This window comes from Plesiomonas sp. PI-19 (assembly GCF_021368255.1).
In the GTDB taxonomy this organism is placed as follows: Bacteria; Pseudomonadota; Gammaproteobacteria; order Enterobacterales; family CAMTGL01; genus Plesiomonas; species Plesiomonas shigelloides.
In genome coordinates this window covers 1454703-1474663 of the sequence record NZ_JAJNMQ010000001.1, presented here as the reverse complement: position 1 = coordinate 1474663, position 19961 = coordinate 1454703, and the positions used below count along the sequence as shown (strand labels likewise).

Sequence of the window (19961 nt, the reverse complement as noted above, 5' to 3'; positions counted from 1 at the left end):
TATCAATTGTTGATGTTGCTAGAGCCTAACAGCGTATTATGCGGAAACTTTTCGTATAGTAACGCGGCATGTACTCTGAGTCATCAGATGTAACATTCTGTAGTGTGATACGTAGTGATTTTAACTGCGAAAGTAGAGTTAGCTCATGTTTTTGATACGCAAAACACATTGCTGTGTGAGCATCGAGTTCCGTGATAACAAGAAGTTAAAGCAGGGACATTTTGAAATGGGCATTCACTACGTGAATTTTATGCCCATTTCAAACCGCTGTGCACGCGAGCGTGCTGCGCTATGCCCCTTAACTAAATGTTATCAGGCGTGGCATCAGTATAAATTTTAGGTGAATGAGCGTGTGCAAGGTTGCCGTAGTGCAGCACTACGGCGAAAAGTGAATTTAGAGTTTATTTACAACAATAGTTATGACCCAATACCAATGACGTGGAGCATATGAATCTCTTCTCCACCAAACGGGCTGATAGCTAATTCAATAAGACAATTAAGTACAACGACTGGTTTTAGCATTGAGTATATGTAATTGACATTATCTTGGTTTCCGAAAATCGAAAAGTTGTAGTCTCCTATAGGCACATCCTGTCCAGCTTTGCTTACATTTAACTTTCCGGCATTTTTGTATTTATTGAAATCGAAAACCTCACAGTGTAACTCAATGGTATCTTTCTGTATCTTAGTGGGAACTCTAAATGCATCTTTATCATTCGCTCCTAAGTAAATATCAGTGTGATTCCCTTGCACTGAACCTGCTGAAATTTCACTTAAGTTTTCTTTTCCAATTAAAGTTGCCAATTCCTGATAGTTAGGAAGCGCCATTTGCCCTATCTGTATTACCGTTCCATGGTAGTTATGGACTTCATTTCCTATATGTACTTTTGCGTCACCATTATTATTAAATTCATAGGTCGGCTGTTTACCATCTTGAACTGCTGCGCAAACAGTTTTTAAAAAATTAAATGTATCCTTTGTTGCATCCCATACATTTTGTGGGCCGTATGCGGAAACTAACGGCAATCCTAACTGTATCCCTTGCAAGGCTATATCAAAATAGGTGAGTAATGAACCATGCTTTATTTCTGTCGTTCTTATGAAAAATTTATCTCTATCTTTATGTGTAATGCGTTTGTTTCCACTAATACCTAAATATGATTTATCAATAATTTTTTGAAATTGTTCTAATGCAGCAATTGCAATATGTAAAGGAACACCATCTTTCAGTTTTTCACCATCAATTTTGAACTGCATCTCACTCATATTATTCTCGCACACACGATAGACACTAAAACACTTCAGTGTAAGTAAACATATATTGGCTATATGATAACGTGACGGCTAGTTTTAGTCAGTAGATTATGCACTCAGTTTTGTGAAGTAGACATGATTTAGGTAGGATGGATGATGAATAAAGCACGATATTGCATGGAATCGTTTGTGTATCTAGCATTGATGCCATGATAACAAAAAGCTCAAGCAGGGACATTTTGAAATGGGCATTCACTACGTGAATTTTATGCCCATTTCAAACCGCTGTGCACGCAAGCGTGCTCCGCTATGCCCCTTAGCTAAATGTTAGCTGAAAGGCGAATTTAATTGGCTTTTATTGCAGAAATAGAGCATGACAATTTCTGCCATGCTCAACTATATAATTACATGGCTTGAATTTCATAGTTTAGAGTTGTTCCGTGGATACGGAAAACTTGCGTGTGGCCATTTTTTCTGTATGTGATTTTTTCTTGATAGTCTTTTTCTTTTCCAAGTACTGCTTTAACTGTTAAGGTTACTTCAGTGCCTTCAGCTAAGTTCTCGATCGTTGATAGATCAATAGTTCTTTCTTGGCCTACGGGGAAATTCTCTGTAGATGCAATAGGCAGATTTTTTCCTCCGATTGTAGTTGTAATTGAGAAATGCATTACAAAAGCAGCTGAGTTTACGCATGATATTCTTTGTGCTTCAATTTTCATAGCATGTCATCCTTATTGAATATTCCTAGGTGTTGCCTAGCTAAGCATATATGTGAATGCCTACATATTTGTGATGCAGTTCCATACTTTATAAATAGCCTTGTTTAATTCGTTATATGACATTGTGTGGTTGTCATTTTTAGTAATAAATATGAGCGCTATGGTTATATTGATCATGGTTTATATGTGGAATCATGATGTTAGCGGATGGTTCTGGCGAGTCGAATTTGTTGTGTTGGCTTAGTAGTGAGTTTGGTGTGGCGTATTACTGTTGAAATCAGCTAATTATTAATTAATGTTATTTAGCTAGTCGGAAAGTGTAGTGGCTATAGACACCTAGGGTTACAGCTAACAAAAAACTCAACAGGGACATTTTGAAATGGGCATTTGCTGCGCAAATTTTACGCCCATTTCAAACCACTGCGCATGCAAGCATGCTACGTTATGCCCCTTAGTTAGAAGTTATCAGGAAAGGCATTTAACTAATATTTTTAGGCGAATTCACGAGTTATACTATTGCCGTAGCAGGGTATTACTGCGAATAGGGAGTTACTGTTACCTTCGTATTTGCAGCTGATTTGATGCGAGGTGGTAAATCAGTTTGGGAATGTGCACTTGTTATGCCAAGCAGTATATGACATTTTCTAGCTTGTCGTTCCCATATGCATCAGAATTTGTAAGGTGACCGTTATATGGCCCCACTTTATTTATATAGAGTCCTTGTTTGAATACTATCTGTAATCCATGTTCTTGTTCCCAGTCACAGGAGCATGCCAATGAGATGTAAACTAATTTATCTCCATGTGGGCGACGCGATACCATTGGGTTGTAGCCAAATTTAATATGTTTCCAAACATCATTAGGGCTTGCTATCTCAACATACCAGTCGTCGTCTGGAGTGAGCTTTATAAATATATTGCTATAGTATTGGTATATATAATCTTGTGCTTGCCTAAGCACAGAATAGTCAAGTGATAGAAAATTTTCTATCGCTTCGTGAAACTCATCTTTTGCTCTATCTTCTTCATACTCCTCCAAGATAAACTCGAATTGCTCGCCACCAAGAACATTGACGGTAATTGGCTTGCTGCGTAGAAAATCATCGAAATCATCTATTTCTAGTTCACCCAAAATCGGGATTTCAAGCATTTTCGATTCCTAAAAAAAACACAACATATTCACTTTCCATATAGTAACGCTTGATGCACTCTGCGTCACCTGATGTAACGAGCTGTAGTATGCTTTGTAATGATTTTAACTGTCGAGGTAGAGTTAGCGCATGTTTTGGGGCAGCAAAACACATTGCTGTGCAAGCATCGGGTTCCTTGATAACAAAAAGCTCAAGCAGGGACATTTTGAAATGGGCATTCACTACGTGAATTTTATGCCCATTTCAAACCGCTGCGCACGCGAGCGTGCTCCGCTATGCCCCTTAGCTAAATGTTAACCGGAATTTTCTATTAATTACCAATTCAGCCGAATGCTAAATCGCTAATAGGCATAATTTCTCGTCACCAAACAATTTAATCCCACAAAAACATGCATGTTTCTTTGCTTAGAATTTCTAATTTAAATGCTTGTGTACATGCTGAACCTGCGAATCCGTAGCAAACATGCAAGGGGAGTAAGTGTTCTTCGCGTGGGTGGCAATAGCGAGAAAAGGGGGCTTTGTCCCAGTTGGTCAGGCGTTCACTTCGTTCGTATTCTGACAGTTTTTGGCTTGTACATGTATCAATGAGCCACTGTTGGAATGCGTTGTTTGCGTCTTTCATCTCGGTTGTTTCTGGGGTGAAGAATGCTCTCATGTTGTGAAATGAAAAACCTGACCCGATAAGAAGTATCGATGGATCATTTAAATCTCTTAATGATTTACCTATCCTAATGTGAGATTCAGGATTAAAGCTGCTCAGTAATGAGAGCTGTACGCAGGGTATATCGGCTTCTGGGTACATTATTTTCAATGGTACAAAGAGCCCATGATCAAACCCGCGATTTGGGTCTGCTGTTACTGTAATACCAGTCGATTTAAGTTTGGTTGTGATGTCGTGAGCTAGTTTTGGTGAGCCAGAGCAAGGGTATTGAATGGTGTATGATTCAGGTGGAAATCCACCATAGTCGTAAATCAATGTTGGCATAGCTCCTGAGGTCACTGCAGCACTATGCGATTCCCAATGCGCACTCACCATTATGATCGCTGACGGTTTCGAAATCTGTTTGGCTATCGTTTGTAGGCACGAAACCATCTGCGCATGTTGAGGATCGCCAAGGAGGGGTAATGGGCCACCGCCGTGAGAAATGAAGAGTGCTCGGTGTTGGGTAGCCATATACAAATTCCTATTGGTCAGAATTGAATGCTATTGGTCAGTATAGTCTTTTGCTAGCACTCGAAACTGCGTTTGCGCGTCAAAATAGCAGATAAAAAATTAAGGTAGTGCGGAGGGGCTTCTATACCAAGCTTCTATCAGCATCGGTTCCGGTTAACAAAGAGCTAAAGTAGGGACATTTTGAAATGGGCATTCACTACGTGAATTTTACGCCCATTTCAAACCGCTGCGCACGCAGGCGTGCTACGCTATGCCCCTTAGCTAGATGTTATCAGGAAAGAAATTTAATTAATTATTGAGGCGAATGAGAGATTTTCAATATGCCGTAGTAGGGTGCTACGGCGAATGAAAAATATTACTCCTTTAACGCCTCAATAACCGGCGCAGCTTTATTGCTCCGTCGCCTGAACGGCGAGCGGTTGATTGACTTGTTACAAGGCATTTTTCTCGGCCTTAGCTGCAACTCTTTTTAGTGCTTCGTTATAAGATTTTGCGTCGCTGGAAAAATGCGCACGCCTATGGCAGTTAGGGCAAAGAGCTACCACGTTATCAGGGTGATCCGGCCCACCATCTGCAAGTCTATGAACATGATGGCACTCAAGATATGGTCCGCTTTTAGTTTTGAAGGGAGCGCTTTCTCCACATCCTTCGCATACTCCCTTTGATCTAGCGATAACGTAAAGTTTTAATGCTTGTGAGCGGTAATAAGCGGTTTCTTGCTTTTCTTTTGATGTACTATCTTTAGGACTTTGACTTAAAGCTGCTTCACGTAAATCTTTAATGCTTTTATTTTTAAGTTGCTTCTTGGTTTTTGTAAAATAGGTGGTTTTCGGCTCTGAAATGATATTTTCATTGCCAGTTGAATCTATATCTAGGTGAAAGATGAAGGCAGTTCTATTATTGCCATATCGATCTGGACGATCTTCTTCGTGATAGCCTAAACACTCAGCTGAACCAATGTAGCGCACGTATGCTTTTCGAGTGTATTCAAATACGTGAATGGTTTTGCCATTTTTAGAGTGCTCAAAAATAGCTTTATTGCCAGACACCATTTTCATATCACCAACTTGTCCTTCTCCGGTGTACCAAAATAAACCATCTTCATGATATTCATCACGGTAGCCATGCTGTTCACCGGCATCGGAGGTGAAGATGAAAACTACTGGGTGGCTTTTGGGTGTGGATATTCCGCCTTGAGCTTGACCTCCATATAAACCATGAATTTCTTCTTTTCTTTTATATTCTTTACCAATTTCAAACACGCTACTTCCTTATGCCTGTAACAGCGTTATTAAGCGGAAACCTTCTATATAGTAACGTGACATGTTCTCTGCGTCACCTAATGTAACGAGTAGTGCGGTGTTGCATATGAGGTTTTACTGTGGAAGTAGAGTTAGCTCATGTGTTGGGTGTTTAGAAACGCGTTGTTTTCCAAACATCGGTTCCGTGATAACAAGAAGCTCAAGCAGGGACATTTTGAAATGGGCATTCGCTACGCGAATTTTACACCCATTTCAAACCGCTGCGCACGCAGGCGTGCTACGCTATGCCCCTTAGCTAAATGTTATCAGGAAAGGCATTGAATCTAGATTATTGGCGAATGAAAGTTTTGCAAAACTCCGAGGTAGGGCACTTGCTGATGCGAAGTAGCATCTGAATTTTGCCATTCGCACCATAGTCGTTTGTTAGCTGTCATTATCCGAGGGAAGAAAGATGTTCCTTGATATAATAGTGTAACTTTTTTGTTGGTTATCTATTTTTTCATTTTCAATATCATAGTAGTAATGTGTGATTTCATAGTTTTTAAACAACTCAGGATCTAACTTAGTTACTGCATATGGATTGTGATGTATTTGTAGACCGTCGAGGTGTGTTTCAAAATGTTTATTGTTCGGTGTTACATATACCAGTAAACCATTTACCTCATGAAATCTACTTACCCTTATATCTCGATTCAATTCACTTTGCGTGATTGCCTTTCCGATCGTTGCTGTTGTAGAAAATATAACCGAGCTAATTTCCTTGAATTTATCATTTGTGAATAATCCAAGTTCAAGCGATACGGTATCATTCTTCATGACGTATGGAACTTTCACCTCTTCAAAACCATTACTAGTTTTTACTACACCTTGTCCGTACAGCACACGAATAATAGCTTCATTGTTTTGCATCCAAAAGTATTTTTGCTCAAACGGAGCTATTGCTATAACATAAGGAGCATTCTTTACATGCTCAAACTTAGCATATGTTTTAAAGAATTTTTCGTGCTTACTTTTTATTGCATTTAGAACTCTCACACATGCAAAATCTAGAAACTTATCATGATCAGTATTAGTATTTTCCTGTGACCATTCAGGTTCAGAGTCGTAAGCATGGTTAGCGGTTACAGCCTCAACATTTACGATACTCTTTAAACCATCAGAATTCTTTGAAACAAGAGTAAAGTCAGGACTTGCTTTTGAAAAATCTACTGTAAGATTTAAATCCTTGAAGCATTGATATAGATACACTTCCCAGAAAGAGGAATTAAAAGTCGTCTGAAACTCATAATTGAACTTATTATCTCTATCTTCAAAGCCACTAGCCCATCTATTAATAACCTCTCGAACTGGTTTATACTCTTCAGATAATAACACGGATAAATTAGGGTTCAGTTTTGTCTTATCTGCGATTATTTCAAATAAATTCAATGGTTTTATTGCGGCTTGCGACCAATCATTTATAAAAAAGCATCCAAGTTTATAGTGATGTAAAATGTACTCAACTATCGATATCCGTACTGCAGCTGCAGTCTCAATACCAACCCGTTCGGATAACATCATGCTCAGTGAAACTAAAAATTGTTGCGGCCCCTCAGGACCATCAACATCATCCCAACTTCTTGACATGGCACCAATATATTCAGATTCGTTTATGTAAAAACGTTTCATTCGGTCTTGGACAAAGTCTGAACCATGTCTTGCAGCATCCAGCTCTTCCAACACAAACTGCCATGCTACTTTTTTACTATCTGGTTTTGAGTCGATAATTTTTATCAACTTAGATACTGTTGAATCGATTATTTTTTGCATCTGTATTTTACTTTAGCTTGTAACAGCTAACAGCGTATTATGCGGAAAGTTTCCGTATAGTAACGTGGCATGTGCTCTGAGTCACTAGATGTAACGTTCTGTAGTGTGCTGCGTAGTGACTTTAACTGCAGAAGTAGAGTTAGCTCATGCTTTGAGTACGCAAAACACATTGAAGTGTGAGCATAGGTTCCATGATAACAAAAAGTTAAAGCAGGGACATTTTGAAATTGGCATTCACTACGTGAATTTTATGCCCATTTCAAACCGCTACGCACGCAGGCGTGCTGCGCTATGCCCCTTAACTAAATGTTATCAGGAAGAGCATTTAACAGGCAGTTGCTTAGAATGTTAGTATGGTAATGTTGCCGTAGCAGGGGGAGGCTACGGCAAATGGAAAATACTTTACGATTCCGTATTGCCACCACGTGGATGCTCTAGTCCTCGTAGGAAAGCTTTTATAACGTGGTCTTTACATTCCCTATAATGCTTATTATCTGGCTTACGGAAAAATGCACTCAATTCATGTTTGCTTAAACGAAAATCTTCAAATTGCAAAATTTCTAAAATATCTTCAGCTTTCAAGTTCAAAGCTATGCGCAACTTTTGGAATACAATATTGTTGTTTACTATTTCTTCATTCCGTGATTCTACGCCATCAAGCTTGCCACGCTTATAATTGATAAAACCATTTAAAAATAACGCAAGCTCTTTATCGCTGAATTCAAGATAAGAGCCGTCACTCTCTTTTTTAAGCCAGCAAGAGAGTTGTTCATCTTGAACAGAAAAGTCTGCTAAAGAAAATATCTTTGACAATTCATGAACATCTAGTTCAAAAGCATAACTTACGTAGCGTAAAACATCATTGTTGGTCAAAATAGTTCCTAGTCTTAGGTAAATCCAGTGCAATCAATGTGATTACTGAAACGCTCGTATTTTAGCAGATTTGGAGCCTGTACCCTATCAATTGCGTGGTTTTATGAGTGAACATAAGAATGTTATCAAGCGAAATTTTTGTGTCGTAGTGTTGCATTAACTCAGTGCAACAAAACGCAACAATGTGTTATATGGAGGGTGTTTGCTTTTGCGGTAAAGAGTCAGCGTTAGCGAGTGTTGTTGATTAGGCAACAATAATTGCTATGCAAGCATCGTGTTCCTTGATAACAAAATATTCAAGCAGGGACATTTTGAAATGGGCATTCGCTACGCGAATTTTACGCCCATTTCAAACCACTTCGCACGCAGGCGTGCTCCGTTATGCCCCTTAATTAAATGTTAACCGGAATTTTCTATTAATTACCAATTGAGCCGAATGCTAAATCGCTAATGGGCATAATTTCTCATCACCTAAAAATTTAAGCCCACAAAAACATGCTCGTTTCTTTGTTCAGAATTTCTAATTCAAATGCTTGTGTACATGCTGAACCCGCGAATCCATAGCAAACATGTAAAGGCAGTAAGTGCTCTTCGCGTGGGTGGCAATAGCGAGAAAAGGGGGCTTTGTCCCAGTTGGTTAGACGGTCACATCGTTCGTTTTCTGACAGTTCTTGGCTTGTACATGTAGCAATGAGCCACTGTTGGAATGCGTTGTTTGCGGCTCTCATCTCGGTTGTTTCTGGGGTGAAGAATGCTCTCATGTTGTGAAATGAAAAACCTGACCCGATAAGAAGTATCGATGGATCATTTAAATCTCTTAATGCTTTACCTATCCTAATGTGAGATTCAGGATTCAAGCTGCTCAGTAATGAGAGCTGTACGCAGGGTATATCGGCTTCTGGGTACATTATTTTCAATGGTACAAAGAGCCCATGATCAAACCCGCGATTTGGGTCTGCAGTTACTGTTATACCAGCCGATTTAAGTTTGGTTGTGATGTCGTGAGCTAGTTTTGGTGAGCCAGAGCAAGGGTATTGAATGGTGTATGATTCAGGTGGAAATCCACCATAGTCGTAAATCAATGTTGGCATAGCTCCTGAGGTCACTGCAGCACTATGCGATTCCCAATGCGCACTCACCATTATGATCGCTGACGGTTTCGAAATCTGTTTGGCTATCGTTTGTAGGCACGAAACCATCTGCGCATGTTGAGGATCGCCAAGGAGGGGTAATGGGCCACCGCCGTGAGAAATGAAGAGTGCTCGGTGTTGGGTAGCCATATACAAATTCCTATTGGTCAGAATTGAATGCTATTGGTCAGTATAGTCTTTTGCTAGCACTCAAAACTGCGTCTGCGCGTCAAAATATCAGAGAAAAATTTAAGGCAGTTCGGTGAGTCTTCTATACCAAGCTTCTACCAGCATCGGTTCCGGTTAACAAAGAGCTAAAGTAGGGACATTTTGAAATGGGCATTCGCTGCGCGAATTTTATGCCCATTTCAAACCGCTGCGCACGCAAGCGTGCTGCGCTATGCCCCTTAGCTAAATGTTATCTGAAAGGCGAATTTAATAGGCTTTCGTGGTTTAAATTTCAGGTCATAGTCATTTTACTTTTAGCGGCGTAATTGTATTTTTTCTTCGATTTAGTGCTTTTGTCGAATGGTGAAGTTGTCTTGGCTACATTTCCCTAGAGTGAATATCGTATTCTTTCCAGTCAGTTGGTTCTGCTGCTACGGGTAGTTTTGGCATAGCATGGCTTGCTGTAACTGAGAAATTGTATTCTTTCCTGTTGGATACATGGTTTTTAGCCGCACGAAATCAGTGCTTTTTCGCACAATTGAAACCGAATGGTCGAGTTACGTGGAAGTTCATCTGTAGAATAGGGGCATTACAGTGCACGCCGAGCAAAATCGTTTTTACTTAAGGCGGTTACGTTGGTCGGCAGAAGCCAGCTTTTAGCAACCTTGGGGTTTCAGATAACAAGAAATTCAAGCAGGGACATTTTGAAATGAGCATTCGCTGCGCGAAATTTACGCTCATTTCAAACCACTGCGCACGCAAGCGTGCTCTGTTATGCCCCTTAATTAAATGTTATCAGGAAAGGCATTTAATTAATATTATCGGAGTATGAGATAATCGTAATATTGCCGTAGTAGGGTACTACGGCAAATGAGAAATATTATATATTTAACGCCCTGTTAAGGTGTGAGCAACGCAATACTATTGTTTGCGCATACGACCTTAAACACTAAACGCAACGCATAGTAAAAATTCCACGCGTAGCGAATCACTCTTAAATATATTATTGTATTTATACTGCAAAATCTTCAGTGAGTCGCTGTAGGCTGTCATTTAAACCTAGGCTTTTAAATAGTTTCTCCGCCTGAATAAGCTTTTCTTTCATTTGCTCATTATTTCCAGCATCTCGGTACACATAAGCCAAACCAAATAAGATATTGGCTCTTAATTTTGGATACGTATCCCCACCTTTTTTTAAGGCTTCGTTTAATAGAGTGAGTGCATGGTCAAAATTATTTTCGTCATAGTAAGCTAATCCCAAATTCATAAGACTACACACTTCACTACGATGATCTTCTATATCCTTTGAAATATCCAGCGCTTTGCTAGCATACTTTTTGCAATTTACGTTATCATCCATCTGCCTGTAAATATTTGACAAATTACCATAATGCCTTAACATTTCTTGTTTTGACTCCAACATTTCAGCAATATCAATTGCTTCTTCTAAAAAGCAAATGGCTTTTTTTAGGTGATCTTTATCGTTATCTTTAATATATAAATGACGAAGCCTAATGGATAAGTTTGTCAACAAATTGCTCTTTACTACTTTGTATTTGTTTTTAAGTCTAACTTCAATGTCAGGATTAATGATTACATGTATCTTATTTAATGCTTCCTGCAAATATATTTCCGACTTGTTGTAATTCTCAAGGTTATTATAAACACTACCTAGGTTATTTAATCCCTTTACAACTCCTATATAGTTCTGATTTAATTTTGATAATTTAAGTGAAATTAATAGGCAGCTTATTGACTGTTCCCACTTACCCTGATTTTTATATAGTACGCCTAAATTGCCATTTATCCATTCCCGCACGACCCTTGGCAATGAGTTAATTGACAGCCTTGATGAAAAAAGACTTTCTGCTTCTTCTAGCTCGCCGCACCCCATGAGATAGATTGCATAGCAATTTATTGCATTATGATTTTCAGGGTCTACATCTAGGGATCGTTCATAAAAATATTTAGCTTTTTTAGGTTCTAAAATCATAAACAGATTTGCGAAATCCAAACAGTCATCAGAGTATTTTTCTGATGTTTCATCTACCAGTTTGTTCAATAGTGCTCTTGCTTGCTTATGTTCACCAGTTCTTATCAGTCTAACTATTTCATGTTTTAACTGATTATCAGATTGAGCGATTTTTTTGAACAATGCCTCAAGTTGAGAGTACAAGACTGATTCCAGGACTTCAGGTGAAACATTAATGCTAATATCACCGATTGCTTGAATGTTAACGGCATTGTCTCCCCCAACTATTTTATGACTCATTTTTTTGATACCTTATGTACTGTAATATCTCTACCTGACTGAATGTTTATGGCGTTATTGCCACCTTTGATATTAACAGACTTCTGCTTATTTAGTTTATATCCACCGAAAAATATGCCAATGACTCCCAATAGCACACCAATATATGTGGCCAAGTTTGCACCGACATTTTGATCCAGCCATTCTAACATCGTACTTCTCCATCAAAAATATAACAGCGGTATAAATCGGAAACATTCTGTATAGTAACTTGATATGCACTTTGCGTCACCTAATGTAACTAGTTGTTCGGTGTTGCATATGCGCTTTTACTCTAGAAATAGAGTTAGCTCATATGTTGGAGGGGGGCTAACATGCATTGCATTTCAAACATTGGGTTCCGTGATAACAAGAAGTTAAAGCAGGGACATTTTGAAATGGGCATTCGCTACGCGAATTTTACGCCCATTTCAAACCACTTCGCACGCAAGCGTGCTTCGTTATGCCCCTTAACTAAATGTTATCAGGCAAGGCATTTAATTAATTTTTTCGGCGCATGAGAGAATCGTAATATTGCCGTAGTAGGGCACTACGGCGAATGAGAAATATTAAATCTTTAACGCTGCAAACAGCGGCGGAGCGAAGCGACGTCCGGGCCCGAAGGGCCGAACTGCTTTGCCTTGTTAGGAGCGTCATGCCGCGCCACGTCATAAGCTTTTTGAAAGGTTAACAAGCTTTTCAAACACATTGTTTTTTTCCTTATCAAAGCTCACTCGTAAGGCATGAAAATCATTTAGGGAAATTTTTGACGCGACATTTTCATCTGCTCTTTTTGATGCCTCATTAATATACGAAATAAGTGCCTGCTTATTTTGGAAGTACAACTCTATCTCTGTTGAGAGATTTTCGGCATAAAGAGCCACAAGCATTAGCACTTTTGCCTTCGTATCCATAGTCGTGGTAGAGGCTCGATTCTTCAACTGACTTAGCGGAAGTGCTCCTTCAAATACTGCCATATAGCCAAGATACCATTTTGCAAAATCAGTACTATCTTTGGCAATAAGGTCATAAATCTCTTCATATTTTTTCTTTGTGTAATTTTTTTGATCTCGCCTACTTGTCAGGATCGAGGTTACAAATGCAGACGCAACACCCCCACCCAATACGGTTAATAGCGCTATTAATATAGTTTGTTCGAATGTCATCTAGACTCCTAACAGCGTATTATGCAGAAACTTTCCGTATAGTAACGATATCGGTACTCTGCGTCACCTGATGTGACGAGCTAAAGTGTGCTGCTTAGTGATTTTTACTGTGGAAATAGAGTTAGATCATGTTTTTGGCGCGTACAAAAACATTGCAGTGTGAGCAACGGGTTCCGTGATAACAAGCAGCTCAAGCAGGGACATTTTGAAATGGGCATTCACTGCGTGAATTTTATGCCCATTTCAAACCGCTGCGCACGCGAGCGTGCTACGCTATGCCCCTTAGCTAAATGTTATCAGGAGTGGTTTTGAGCTAAGAGTGTAGGTGAGTGCTAGAATGATAATGTGCATTTATTAACTGAAATCGTTCAGCATTAATAAATCGTGTTTCAGATGAAGATAAAATTTTTTAATTATATTTTCTGCATGTCTTTTCTTTCTTCTTGGCACTCATATGATCCCATCTCGAATTGACGACAAATCCAAGGTCTATTTTCATATATGGTGCACAGAAGAGTTTCACGATCCAAAGCAGAGCACCAACCGTCCTCTAAGCGTCGCATCGTTTCGCCACCCCATTTGTCGACAGCAATATGGTGCCTAGGAACGCCAGTATCAGAAATTATCATCACTTCTAGCTTGCAACAGCAAGCCTGGCAGTTTGAGCACAATATTTCGTTTTCTGGCTGAATTGTGATAGGAATATTCATGGCGAACTTAAGTAGAAAAGACAGTCTATTATACTATAGCTAAAACTTCTAGCCATAAGCATTATGTACGTTTCAAGGCTCTATTACGAAACAAATGAATACTTGTCTTATAACTGTGGGTGCTGTGTAAATGTTAATCATCAATTTGGTTGCCAACGTTATCATGGGGTTACTATACCTGCTGTTTAGCAGATTAGGTCATTATGTGGTATTTCGTCAAGCATATGGCTTATCGTGCATCGGCTCCGTGATAACAACAAGTTCAAGCAGGGACATTTTGAAATGGGCATTCGCTGCGCGAATTTTATGCCCATTTCAAACCGCTGCGCACGCAAGCGTGCTGCGCTATGCCCCTTAGCTAAATGTTAGCTGAAAGGCGAATTTAATAGGCTTTTGTGGGTTAAATCTGAGCATTTGGCATAGTTAATTGTCACGGCGCAATTGTATTTGTTCTTCGATTTAGCTTCTGTGTCGAATGAGTGAGTTGCCTTGGCTACTTAATCGTTTACGTAAATGTCGTATTCTTTCCAGTAGCCTATTCGGCGTAATCTGGCCAAGTTGCCGATGTATCTTCAGTGTTCACTGTAAGTCAGTATTCTTTCCAATCCTGTGCATTGTTGGTGAGCGGTCGCGTTGAAGAGTCTGCGGTGTAGGCGAATGTAATCCTGTTTTCTTTCCAGTCAGCTGGTTCTGCTGCAACTGGGAGTTTTGGCATAGCAAGTTTTGCTATAAATGCAAAATCGTATTCTTTCCTCTTGTTTGCATGGTGTTTAGCTGCACGAAATCAGCGTTTTTTTGCACAATTGAAGGCGAATGGTCGAGTCACGTTCATCTATTGCGAATAGAATAGGGCCAGTACAATGCTCGCCAAGCTATATTGTCCTTACTTAAGGTTATTTAGCGGGTCGGAAAGTATAGTGTTTTTAGCTACCTTGGGGTTTCAGCTAACAAAAAACTCAACAGGGACATTTTGAAATGGGCATTTGCTGCGCAAATTTTACGCCCATTTCAAACCACTGCGCACGCAGGCGTGCTCCGTTATGCCCCTTAGTAAGAAATTATCAGGAGTCGCGCTGAATTTAGAACTGTGGCGCATGAAATAATCGTAGTTAATTGTCTTGGCTACAATTTCTCATCTTGCCAGAAAGCAGTATTCTCACGCCAACTGTATCTGGGGTTGCATTCACTAGCGATTTTGCTACAGAAATGGCGGTAATTGGTTTGTAGTTTTTAGGAATAAAGCTCATCAATGCATTAGCGAATAGCTGACTGTAATGCTCATTACTTCTTTTCGGTTGGCCCAATGCATCACGATCACCTAATAGCATAGAGGGACGAGCAATGGTCACACCTTTAAAGCCTAAATTTTCAACTGCCATCTCTAATTCGCCTTTGACTCTGCTATAAAACACTGCAGAGTTTGGGTTAGCGCCCATTGCACTAACAATTCCTATGCGGTCTACGCCAACTTTTCGGGCCGCTATTGCTATGGCGAGGTTTGCATCAAAATCCACTGCACGAAATGCATCTTTGCTACCTGCATCTTTGATAGTTGTTCCAAGTGCCAGATACACTTCGTTTGCGCTAGGTAATGCGGGTAAGTCCTTAAAATTCACAACCAGTTGAACAAGCTTCGGATGATCCAGTTTCAGCTTGCGTCTCGTTAAACTGTATACGGTACGAACAGTGTCGTCGTTCAAAAGCTGTTTGAGGATCTCGCTGCCAACCAGTCCGGTACTTCCTGTAGTAATCACATCGCGATTTGGTAGCATTTGGAGGTTCCTTGGTATTCTGTATGGTCTGGTTGTAACCAAGGCTAGCGCAGTCTAAGTGTTTTGGTAATCTATTTTGTTTGGTCTACATCGGCTCCGTGATAACAAAAAATTCAAGCAGGGACATTTTGAAATGGGCATTCGCTACGCGAATTTTACGCCCATTTCAAACCACTTCGCACGCAGGCGTGCTCCGTTACGCCCCTTAATTAAATGTTATCATGAATTTGGTACGCAAATATTAGCTCGGTACAAAGCAGTAGCAGAGTACCGAGTTGATATTACTTCAACAACATTATATTAAATGTTGTTTAGAAGGCTCTTTATTTTTTCATCTATAGCTTTTGCTTCATCAAGTTGACGTTTCTTTTTTTCAACCATATTATTAAATAAGTTCTGATCAAATCTACAGCTGCTTTTCAATGATTGAATTTGATTCTCTAGACGCTCGCAATCCGAAAGGAGATATTGTAAACGGGCAGAGAATGCACCAATTATATTTGAATCTGCATTTTGTTTTGTTTGAATTATTATTGCTATAAGGCCTAGCATTAAAGCTAATGAAGAAATTAGGCCTTCAAGAGTAGAAAATGATTGACCAAGATCAGCTAGCGACTTTGGCCGGCTGAGATGAATGAGAGATGAAGGTAGCCATTCAGGCTGATAGATTCCTAGCAAAAAACCAGCAAACATGAACCATAGTAGTAAGGCTAATACAACTGATAAAGTAAGAAGCTTTTTCATTTCAAATGGTAATGTAATATGTATAAAGGTCTAATGATAACTGCTGGTGCGGTTATTTCAATATAGAGTAATTGCCATTAATCATTTGAAACAAATATGGTTATGCTAGAGCATTCAGGATGAAAGTTAAAGGAGTCCGCTAACGTAATTAACTTGACCGGTAACTTCATGATAACAAAAAGCTCAAGTAGGGACATTTTGAAATGGGCATTCACTACGTGAATTTTACGCCCATTTCAAACCGCTGCGCACGCAGGCGTGCTACGCTATGCCCCTTAGCTAAATGTTAGCTGAAAGGCGAATTTAATAGGCTTTTGTGGGTTAGCTTTGAGCACTACGCATAGCTTATTGTTACGGATAAATTGTATTTTCTCTTCGATTTACCTTTTGCGTCGCATGGGTGAGTTGGCTTGGCTGCTTCATCGTTTAAGTAAATATCGCATTCATTCCAGTAGCGTATTCGGCGGAGTCCGGCAAAGTTGCCGATGCATCTTCAGCGTTCACTGTAAGTCAGTATTCTTTCCATTCCTGAACATTGTTTGCGAATGGCCGCGTTGAAGTGTCAGCGGTGTAGGCGAACGTGCTCCCGTTTTCTTTCCAATCAGTTGGTTCGGCTGCAACTGACAGTTTTGGCATAGCAAGCTTTGCTACAACGGCAAAATCGTATTCTTTCCTCTTGTTTGCATGGTGTTTAGCCGCACGAAATCAGCGTTCATTTGCACAATTGAAGGCGAATGGTCGAGTCACGTGCATTGTTGCGAATAGAATAGGGCAAGTACAATGCTCGCCAAGGTCTATTGTCCTTACTTAAGGTTGTTTGGCGGGTCGGTAAGTGTAGTGTTTTTAGCTGCCTTGGGGTTTCAGCTAACAAAAAACTCAACAGGGACATTTTGAAATGGGCATTCGCTGCGCAAATTTTACGCCCATTTCAAACCACTGCGCATGCAAGCATGCTCCGTTATGCCCCTTAGTTAGAAGTTATCAGGCAAGGAATTTAACCTACATTTTTGGTGAATGTAAGTTCTGCAATATTGCTGTGTTAGAATGCTACGGAAGGTGCGTAAAAAATAATCACTTCTGTAGAATGTTTGGTGTGGAAACACCACCTATTAACCAATCTATATTTATCTCATCATATGATTTTTATCATCTAGATAAGTGTTGTGTAGAAGGGGTTACCACAAACACCTTTACCACCAATATCACTAGATAACCCCATTTTGTTCAGGACTAAAAATGAAAGAGTACAATTACAGCTATGACCATTTTTCCTCGAATCGAAAACAGATGGTTTATTTAGCTTTAAGTCACTGCTCGTTACCTTAGAATTTCCGTGTAGTTCTTTATAAACAAAATAGAGATCTTCGAGTTGTAGCGTCATCTGCGAGTTTCCCCGTCTATAGGTCACTCGATGGTCATTAACGCTACATATCGTCGAAGTACCACCTCCAGGGTTCGAGAATACAACACCAGCAATAATGTGTTTTTTAAAAAGAGATATGAATGAACTTCTATCTATCATGCTTACCTAATTTCCTTCATGGCGTTGTTATGCTGCAACTTTTCGCATAATAATGCTAAGTTTGAGTTCAGACAGTGATGTAACACACTGTATTGTATCTTTGGGGTATCTTGCTTGAGAGTTTAGGGTTAAGTTGATTGCTATCTGTTGAGGTAGATAGCGTATTTAACGCATTGAACTCCCTGATAACAAAAAGCTCAAGCAGGGACATTTTGAAATGGGCATTCGCTACGCGAATTTTACGCCCATTTCAAACCGCTGCGCACGCAGGCGTGCTACGCTATGCCCCTTAGCTAAATGTTATATCTTCTTGTAATAACTAGCCTCATCAGAGCGGTAATATGCGTTTTGGAGCTAACTCAAGTACAATGTAGATAATGCTGATCTAAATGGATTTTGACTCGTGAAAAAATATTTTGTTAGGCGAGAGATGATAGCGGCTACATACCTCTTTCGTATGGCTAATGTATCTAAGGGGCTTGCGCTTAGTGCAACAGAGGAATGGGAAGTAACGCATCATTGTGTATCCGGTATGCTCTTTGTTACATTTGCTATAGAAGCAATGATAAATCATTTTGGAGCTGAGAAAATCGAAGGTTGGAATAGTCATCAAAATGATAGAAAAAGTATGCATCGTGAGGTTTTTAAAGCCTATGGCATGAAAGGCTATTTAGGTGGTAAAAATTACCAAGCCATTGAAGCTTGTTTTAAGCTGAGAGACTCTATTGTGCATGGTAAAACAGTCAATGAAGAGTTTGAGGTTAACGTCCCATTTGATATGAGCGATTCTTCGTTAGTTTCGCATATTTTATCTATTCCAAGTGATGCTGTGAAATCTATAGATCTAAAAAAATTGATTTTATGGATTGATGTAGCAAAGAAAATTCAAGATGATTTTTATTCAAGCATTGGAGATGATGCAAGTATATCACAAAGTTTACCATTAGATGTCACAGGGATTAGCTCTTGGCATCGTATTTAGCATAAGTGGTAATTTATTGATATAACAAAATGTCCCTTAACTAAATGTTATCATGTTTATAGATAATGGTTCGTGTAATGAGTATGGTTATTCAACGGATGCCATATCCATCTTATTAACCATTAATATTTAGATAGCTCATTAATACACGTCATAAAAGGTACTATGGTTGCTTTTTTGTTATTTTCATTTATTATTCGTTTTATGATTGGTTTTATTTTCACCTTGTCGCTACTGCTTAATTTATAGCCGATTATACTCTTACTCTTCGTGCATATTTTTATATTACTTTGGCAGCCATTGTCTAGAGTGAATCTGCTAATAATAGGTTCTTTTGGCATGTAAAATAAACCGTCAAAATTAATTCCTTCTTTTGAACCTATGCGTATACTGATTACGTGTGCATCATCTGGTAACTCTAACCAATCCTCATAAAAATCAACTTCTGTATTTTTGACATTTTTGTGAGCATGAAGTCGCTCAAATTCGGCTAACGCTTCTGGTGTTGCATCATCATAGTAGATAACAATATATATTTTTCTATCTTTAAAAATTTCAGGCATGGCTATCGCTGCATTTATAAGCGATTTTTTAAATTAATATGAGGGTGATTATTTCTTCTTGAATCCCAAGCTTTAATTCGTTCTTCTATTTGATCATTTGTTAAGTAATGAGACTGTTCCCATAGGTTAGAAAACCAAGCTTTGGATTCATCTATCATATTATTGTTATTTGTCATTATACCTAACTCAGACCATCCGCTTAATTCATTCCCCTCAAGGGCAAGTCCGTTAGCTGAAAAGTTTGCGGATCCAATTATGACCGCATTATCTTGTATTACGCATTTGGCATGTAAATGGGCATTTGTCTTTATTTCAATGTTAGGCATTGCTAGCAGTTTTTTGATAACATTAGGATTACATGCGCCACTTTCTAAATTGCATATTAACCGTATTGATGAGGTGTTTCTGTTTTCAAATGTACTGAGGATGTCGTAGCCTAAAAATGCAACAGCAATGTCAGTATCTTCATTTCTTTTGAATAGCAGATTTACTTCGTGAAAGTAGTTTTCAGATGTTAATAATTTCATGGTTGATTTCAAATTGGCTAAAAGATGTTTTCATATAGCATGAAAATTTAATTCGCTTTGTGCGAAGCGTCTTGTTTTAGGCTTTTGATTAGTGAGTTGTGAGCATGATAACAAAAAGTTAAAGCAGGGACATTTTGAAATGGGCA

Annotated in this window: 17 protein-coding genes; 1 reads left to right on the top strand and 16 read right to left on the bottom strand. The window is 39.2% G+C overall.

Features of this window, described 5'->3' with window-relative positions:
- Positions 1 to 417 precede the first annotated feature (417 nt).
- The 14 genes from LQ901_RS06740 to LQ901_RS06675 form a co-directional block, all read right to left on the bottom strand.
- On the bottom strand, positions 418 to 1266 hold the full coding sequence (locus LQ901_RS06740) for a hypothetical protein (RefSeq protein ID WP_233672076.1): 849 nt from the start codon (positions 1264 to 1266) through the stop codon (positions 418 to 420).
- A 392-nt stretch (positions 1267 to 1658) separates the two neighbouring features.
- Positions 1659 to 1973, bottom strand: a complete 315-nt coding sequence (locus LQ901_RS06735) for a hypothetical protein (RefSeq protein ID WP_152110135.1) — start codon at positions 1971 to 1973, stop codon at positions 1659 to 1661.
- 618 nt (positions 1974 to 2591) lie between these two features.
- Positions 2592 to 3122, bottom strand: a complete 531-nt coding sequence (locus LQ901_RS06730) for a hypothetical protein (protein ID WP_233672075.1) — start codon at positions 3120 to 3122, stop codon at positions 2592 to 2594.
- 374 nt (positions 3123 to 3496) lie between these two features.
- Positions 3497 to 4297, bottom strand: coding sequence for a class III extradiol ring-cleavage dioxygenase (locus tag LQ901_RS06725; RefSeq protein WP_233672074.1), 801 nt, complete (start codon positions 4295 to 4297; stop codon positions 3497 to 3499).
- Between the two features lie 431 nt (positions 4298 to 4728).
- On the bottom strand, positions 4729 to 5559 hold the full coding sequence (locus LQ901_RS06720; RefSeq protein WP_233672073.1) for an HNH endonuclease: 831 nt from the start codon (positions 5557 to 5559) through the stop codon (positions 4729 to 4731).
- A gap of 423 nt (positions 5560 to 5982) precedes the next feature.
- On the bottom strand, positions 5983 to 7368 hold the full coding sequence (locus LQ901_RS06715) for a hypothetical protein (protein WP_233672072.1): 1386 nt from the start codon (positions 7366 to 7368) through the stop codon (positions 5983 to 5985).
- Positions 7369 to 7770: 402 nt separating this feature from the next.
- Positions 7771 to 8241, bottom strand: coding sequence for a DUF1456 family protein (locus LQ901_RS06710; RefSeq protein WP_064977672.1), 471 nt, complete (start codon positions 8239 to 8241; stop codon positions 7771 to 7773).
- 479 nt (positions 8242 to 8720) lie between these two features.
- Positions 8721 to 9521: a class III extradiol ring-cleavage dioxygenase gene (locus tag LQ901_RS06705; protein WP_233672071.1), complete on the bottom strand. Its 801-nt coding sequence runs from the start codon at positions 9519 to 9521 to the stop codon at positions 8721 to 8723.
- A 1030-nt stretch (positions 9522 to 10551) separates the two neighbouring features.
- On the bottom strand, positions 10552 to 11811 hold the full coding sequence (locus LQ901_RS06695) for a tetratricopeptide repeat protein (protein WP_233672070.1): 1260 nt from the start codon (positions 11809 to 11811) through the stop codon (positions 10552 to 10554).
- A complete protein-coding gene (locus tag LQ901_RS06690) occupies positions 11808 to 12002 on the bottom strand; it encodes a hypothetical protein (protein WP_233672069.1) in 195 nt (64 codons plus the stop codon). Before LQ901_RS06690 ends, LQ901_RS06695 begins: the two co-directional genes overlap by 4 nt.
- Before the next feature lie 495 nt (positions 12003 to 12497).
- The gene (locus LQ901_RS06685; RefSeq protein WP_064977666.1) at positions 12498 to 12995 is read right to left on the bottom strand and encodes a hypothetical protein; all 498 of its coding nucleotides are present in this window, start codon (positions 12993 to 12995) and stop codon (positions 12498 to 12500) included.
- Between the two features lie 413 nt (positions 12996 to 13408).
- Positions 13409 to 13705 (bottom strand): YkgJ family cysteine cluster protein, encoded by a 297-nt coding sequence (locus LQ901_RS16890; RefSeq protein ID WP_010865012.1) that lies wholly within the window; start codon positions 13703 to 13705, stop codon positions 13409 to 13411.
- A 1109-nt stretch (positions 13706 to 14814) separates the two neighbouring features.
- Positions 14815 to 15477: an NAD(P)H-binding protein gene (locus LQ901_RS06680; RefSeq protein ID WP_233672068.1), complete on the bottom strand. Its 663-nt coding sequence runs from the start codon at positions 15475 to 15477 to the stop codon at positions 14815 to 14817.
- A 300-nt stretch (positions 15478 to 15777) separates the two neighbouring features.
- A complete protein-coding gene (locus LQ901_RS06675; RefSeq protein ID WP_233672067.1) occupies positions 15778 to 16221 on the bottom strand; it encodes a hypothetical protein in 444 nt (147 codons plus the stop codon).
- Between the two features lie 1925 nt (positions 16222 to 18146).
- Here LQ901_RS06675 and LQ901_RS06670 point away from each other — a divergent pair.
- Positions 18147 to 18725 carry a hypothetical protein gene (locus LQ901_RS06670; protein ID WP_152135833.1) on the top strand — a complete coding sequence of 193 codons (579 nt, stop codon included), beginning with the start codon at positions 18147 to 18149 and terminating at the stop codon, positions 18723 to 18725.
- 122 nt (positions 18726 to 18847) lie between these two features.
- On the opposite strand, the gene LQ901_RS06665 is transcribed toward LQ901_RS06670, so the two are convergent.
- Together LQ901_RS06665 and LQ901_RS06660 are read right to left on the bottom strand one after the other, a co-directional pair.
- Positions 18848 to 19288: a hypothetical protein gene (locus tag LQ901_RS06665; RefSeq protein ID WP_233672066.1), complete on the bottom strand. Its 441-nt coding sequence runs from the start codon at positions 19286 to 19288 to the stop codon at positions 18848 to 18850.
- A 14-nt stretch (positions 19289 to 19302) separates the two neighbouring features.
- Positions 19303 to 19815, bottom strand: coding sequence for a phospholipase D-like domain-containing protein (locus tag LQ901_RS06660; RefSeq protein WP_152135835.1), 513 nt, complete (start codon positions 19813 to 19815; stop codon positions 19303 to 19305).
- Positions 19816 to 19961 lie beyond the last annotated feature (146 nt).

Excerpts from the sequence above, each read along its gene's own strand:
- LQ901_RS06740 (WP_233672076.1), bottom strand. The coding sequence starts at position 1,266 with ATGAGTGAGATGCAGTTCAAAATTGATGGTGAAAAACTGAAAGATGGT.
- LQ901_RS06735 (WP_152110135.1), bottom strand. The coding sequence starts at position 1,973 with ATGAAAATTGAAGCACAAAGAATATCATGCGTAAACTCAGCTGCTTTT.
- LQ901_RS06730 (WP_233672075.1), bottom strand. The coding sequence starts at position 3,122 with ATGCTTGAAATCCCGATTTTGGGTGAACTAGAAATAGATGATTTCGAT.
- LQ901_RS06725 (WP_233672074.1), bottom strand. The coding sequence starts at position 4,297 with ATGGCTACCCAACACCGAGCACTCTTCATTTCTCACGGCGGTGGCCCA.
- LQ901_RS06715 (WP_233672072.1), bottom strand. The coding sequence starts at position 7,368 with ATGCAAAAAATAATCGATTCAACAGTATCTAAGTTGATAAAAATTATC.
- LQ901_RS06705 (WP_233672071.1), bottom strand. The coding sequence starts at position 9,521 with ATGGCTACCCAACACCGAGCACTCTTCATTTCTCACGGCGGTGGCCCA.
- LQ901_RS06695 (WP_233672070.1), bottom strand. The coding sequence starts at position 11,811 with ATGAGTCATAAAATAGTTGGGGGAGACAATGCCGTTAACATTCAAGCA.
- LQ901_RS06690 (WP_233672069.1), bottom strand. The coding sequence starts at position 12,002 with ATGTTAGAATGGCTGGATCAAAATGTCGGTGCAAACTTGGCCACATAT.
- LQ901_RS06685 (WP_064977666.1), bottom strand. The coding sequence starts at position 12,995 with ATGACATTCGAACAAACTATATTAATAGCGCTATTAACCGTATTGGGT.
- LQ901_RS16890 (WP_010865012.1), bottom strand. The coding sequence starts at position 13,705 with ATGAATATTCCTATCACAATTCAGCCAGAAAACGAAATATTGTGCTCA.
- LQ901_RS06680 (WP_233672068.1), bottom strand. The coding sequence starts at position 15,477 with ATGCTACCAAATCGCGATGTGATTACTACAGGAAGTACCGGACTGGTT.
- LQ901_RS06675 (WP_233672067.1), bottom strand. The coding sequence starts at position 16,221 with ATGAAAAAGCTTCTTACTTTATCAGTTGTATTAGCCTTACTACTATGG.
- LQ901_RS06665 (WP_233672066.1), bottom strand. The coding sequence starts at position 19,288 with ATGCCTGAAATTTTTAAAGATAGAAAAATATATATTGTTATCTACTAT.
- LQ901_RS06660 (WP_152135835.1), bottom strand. The coding sequence starts at position 19,815 with ATGAAATTATTAACATCTGAAAACTACTTTCACGAAGTAAATCTGCTA.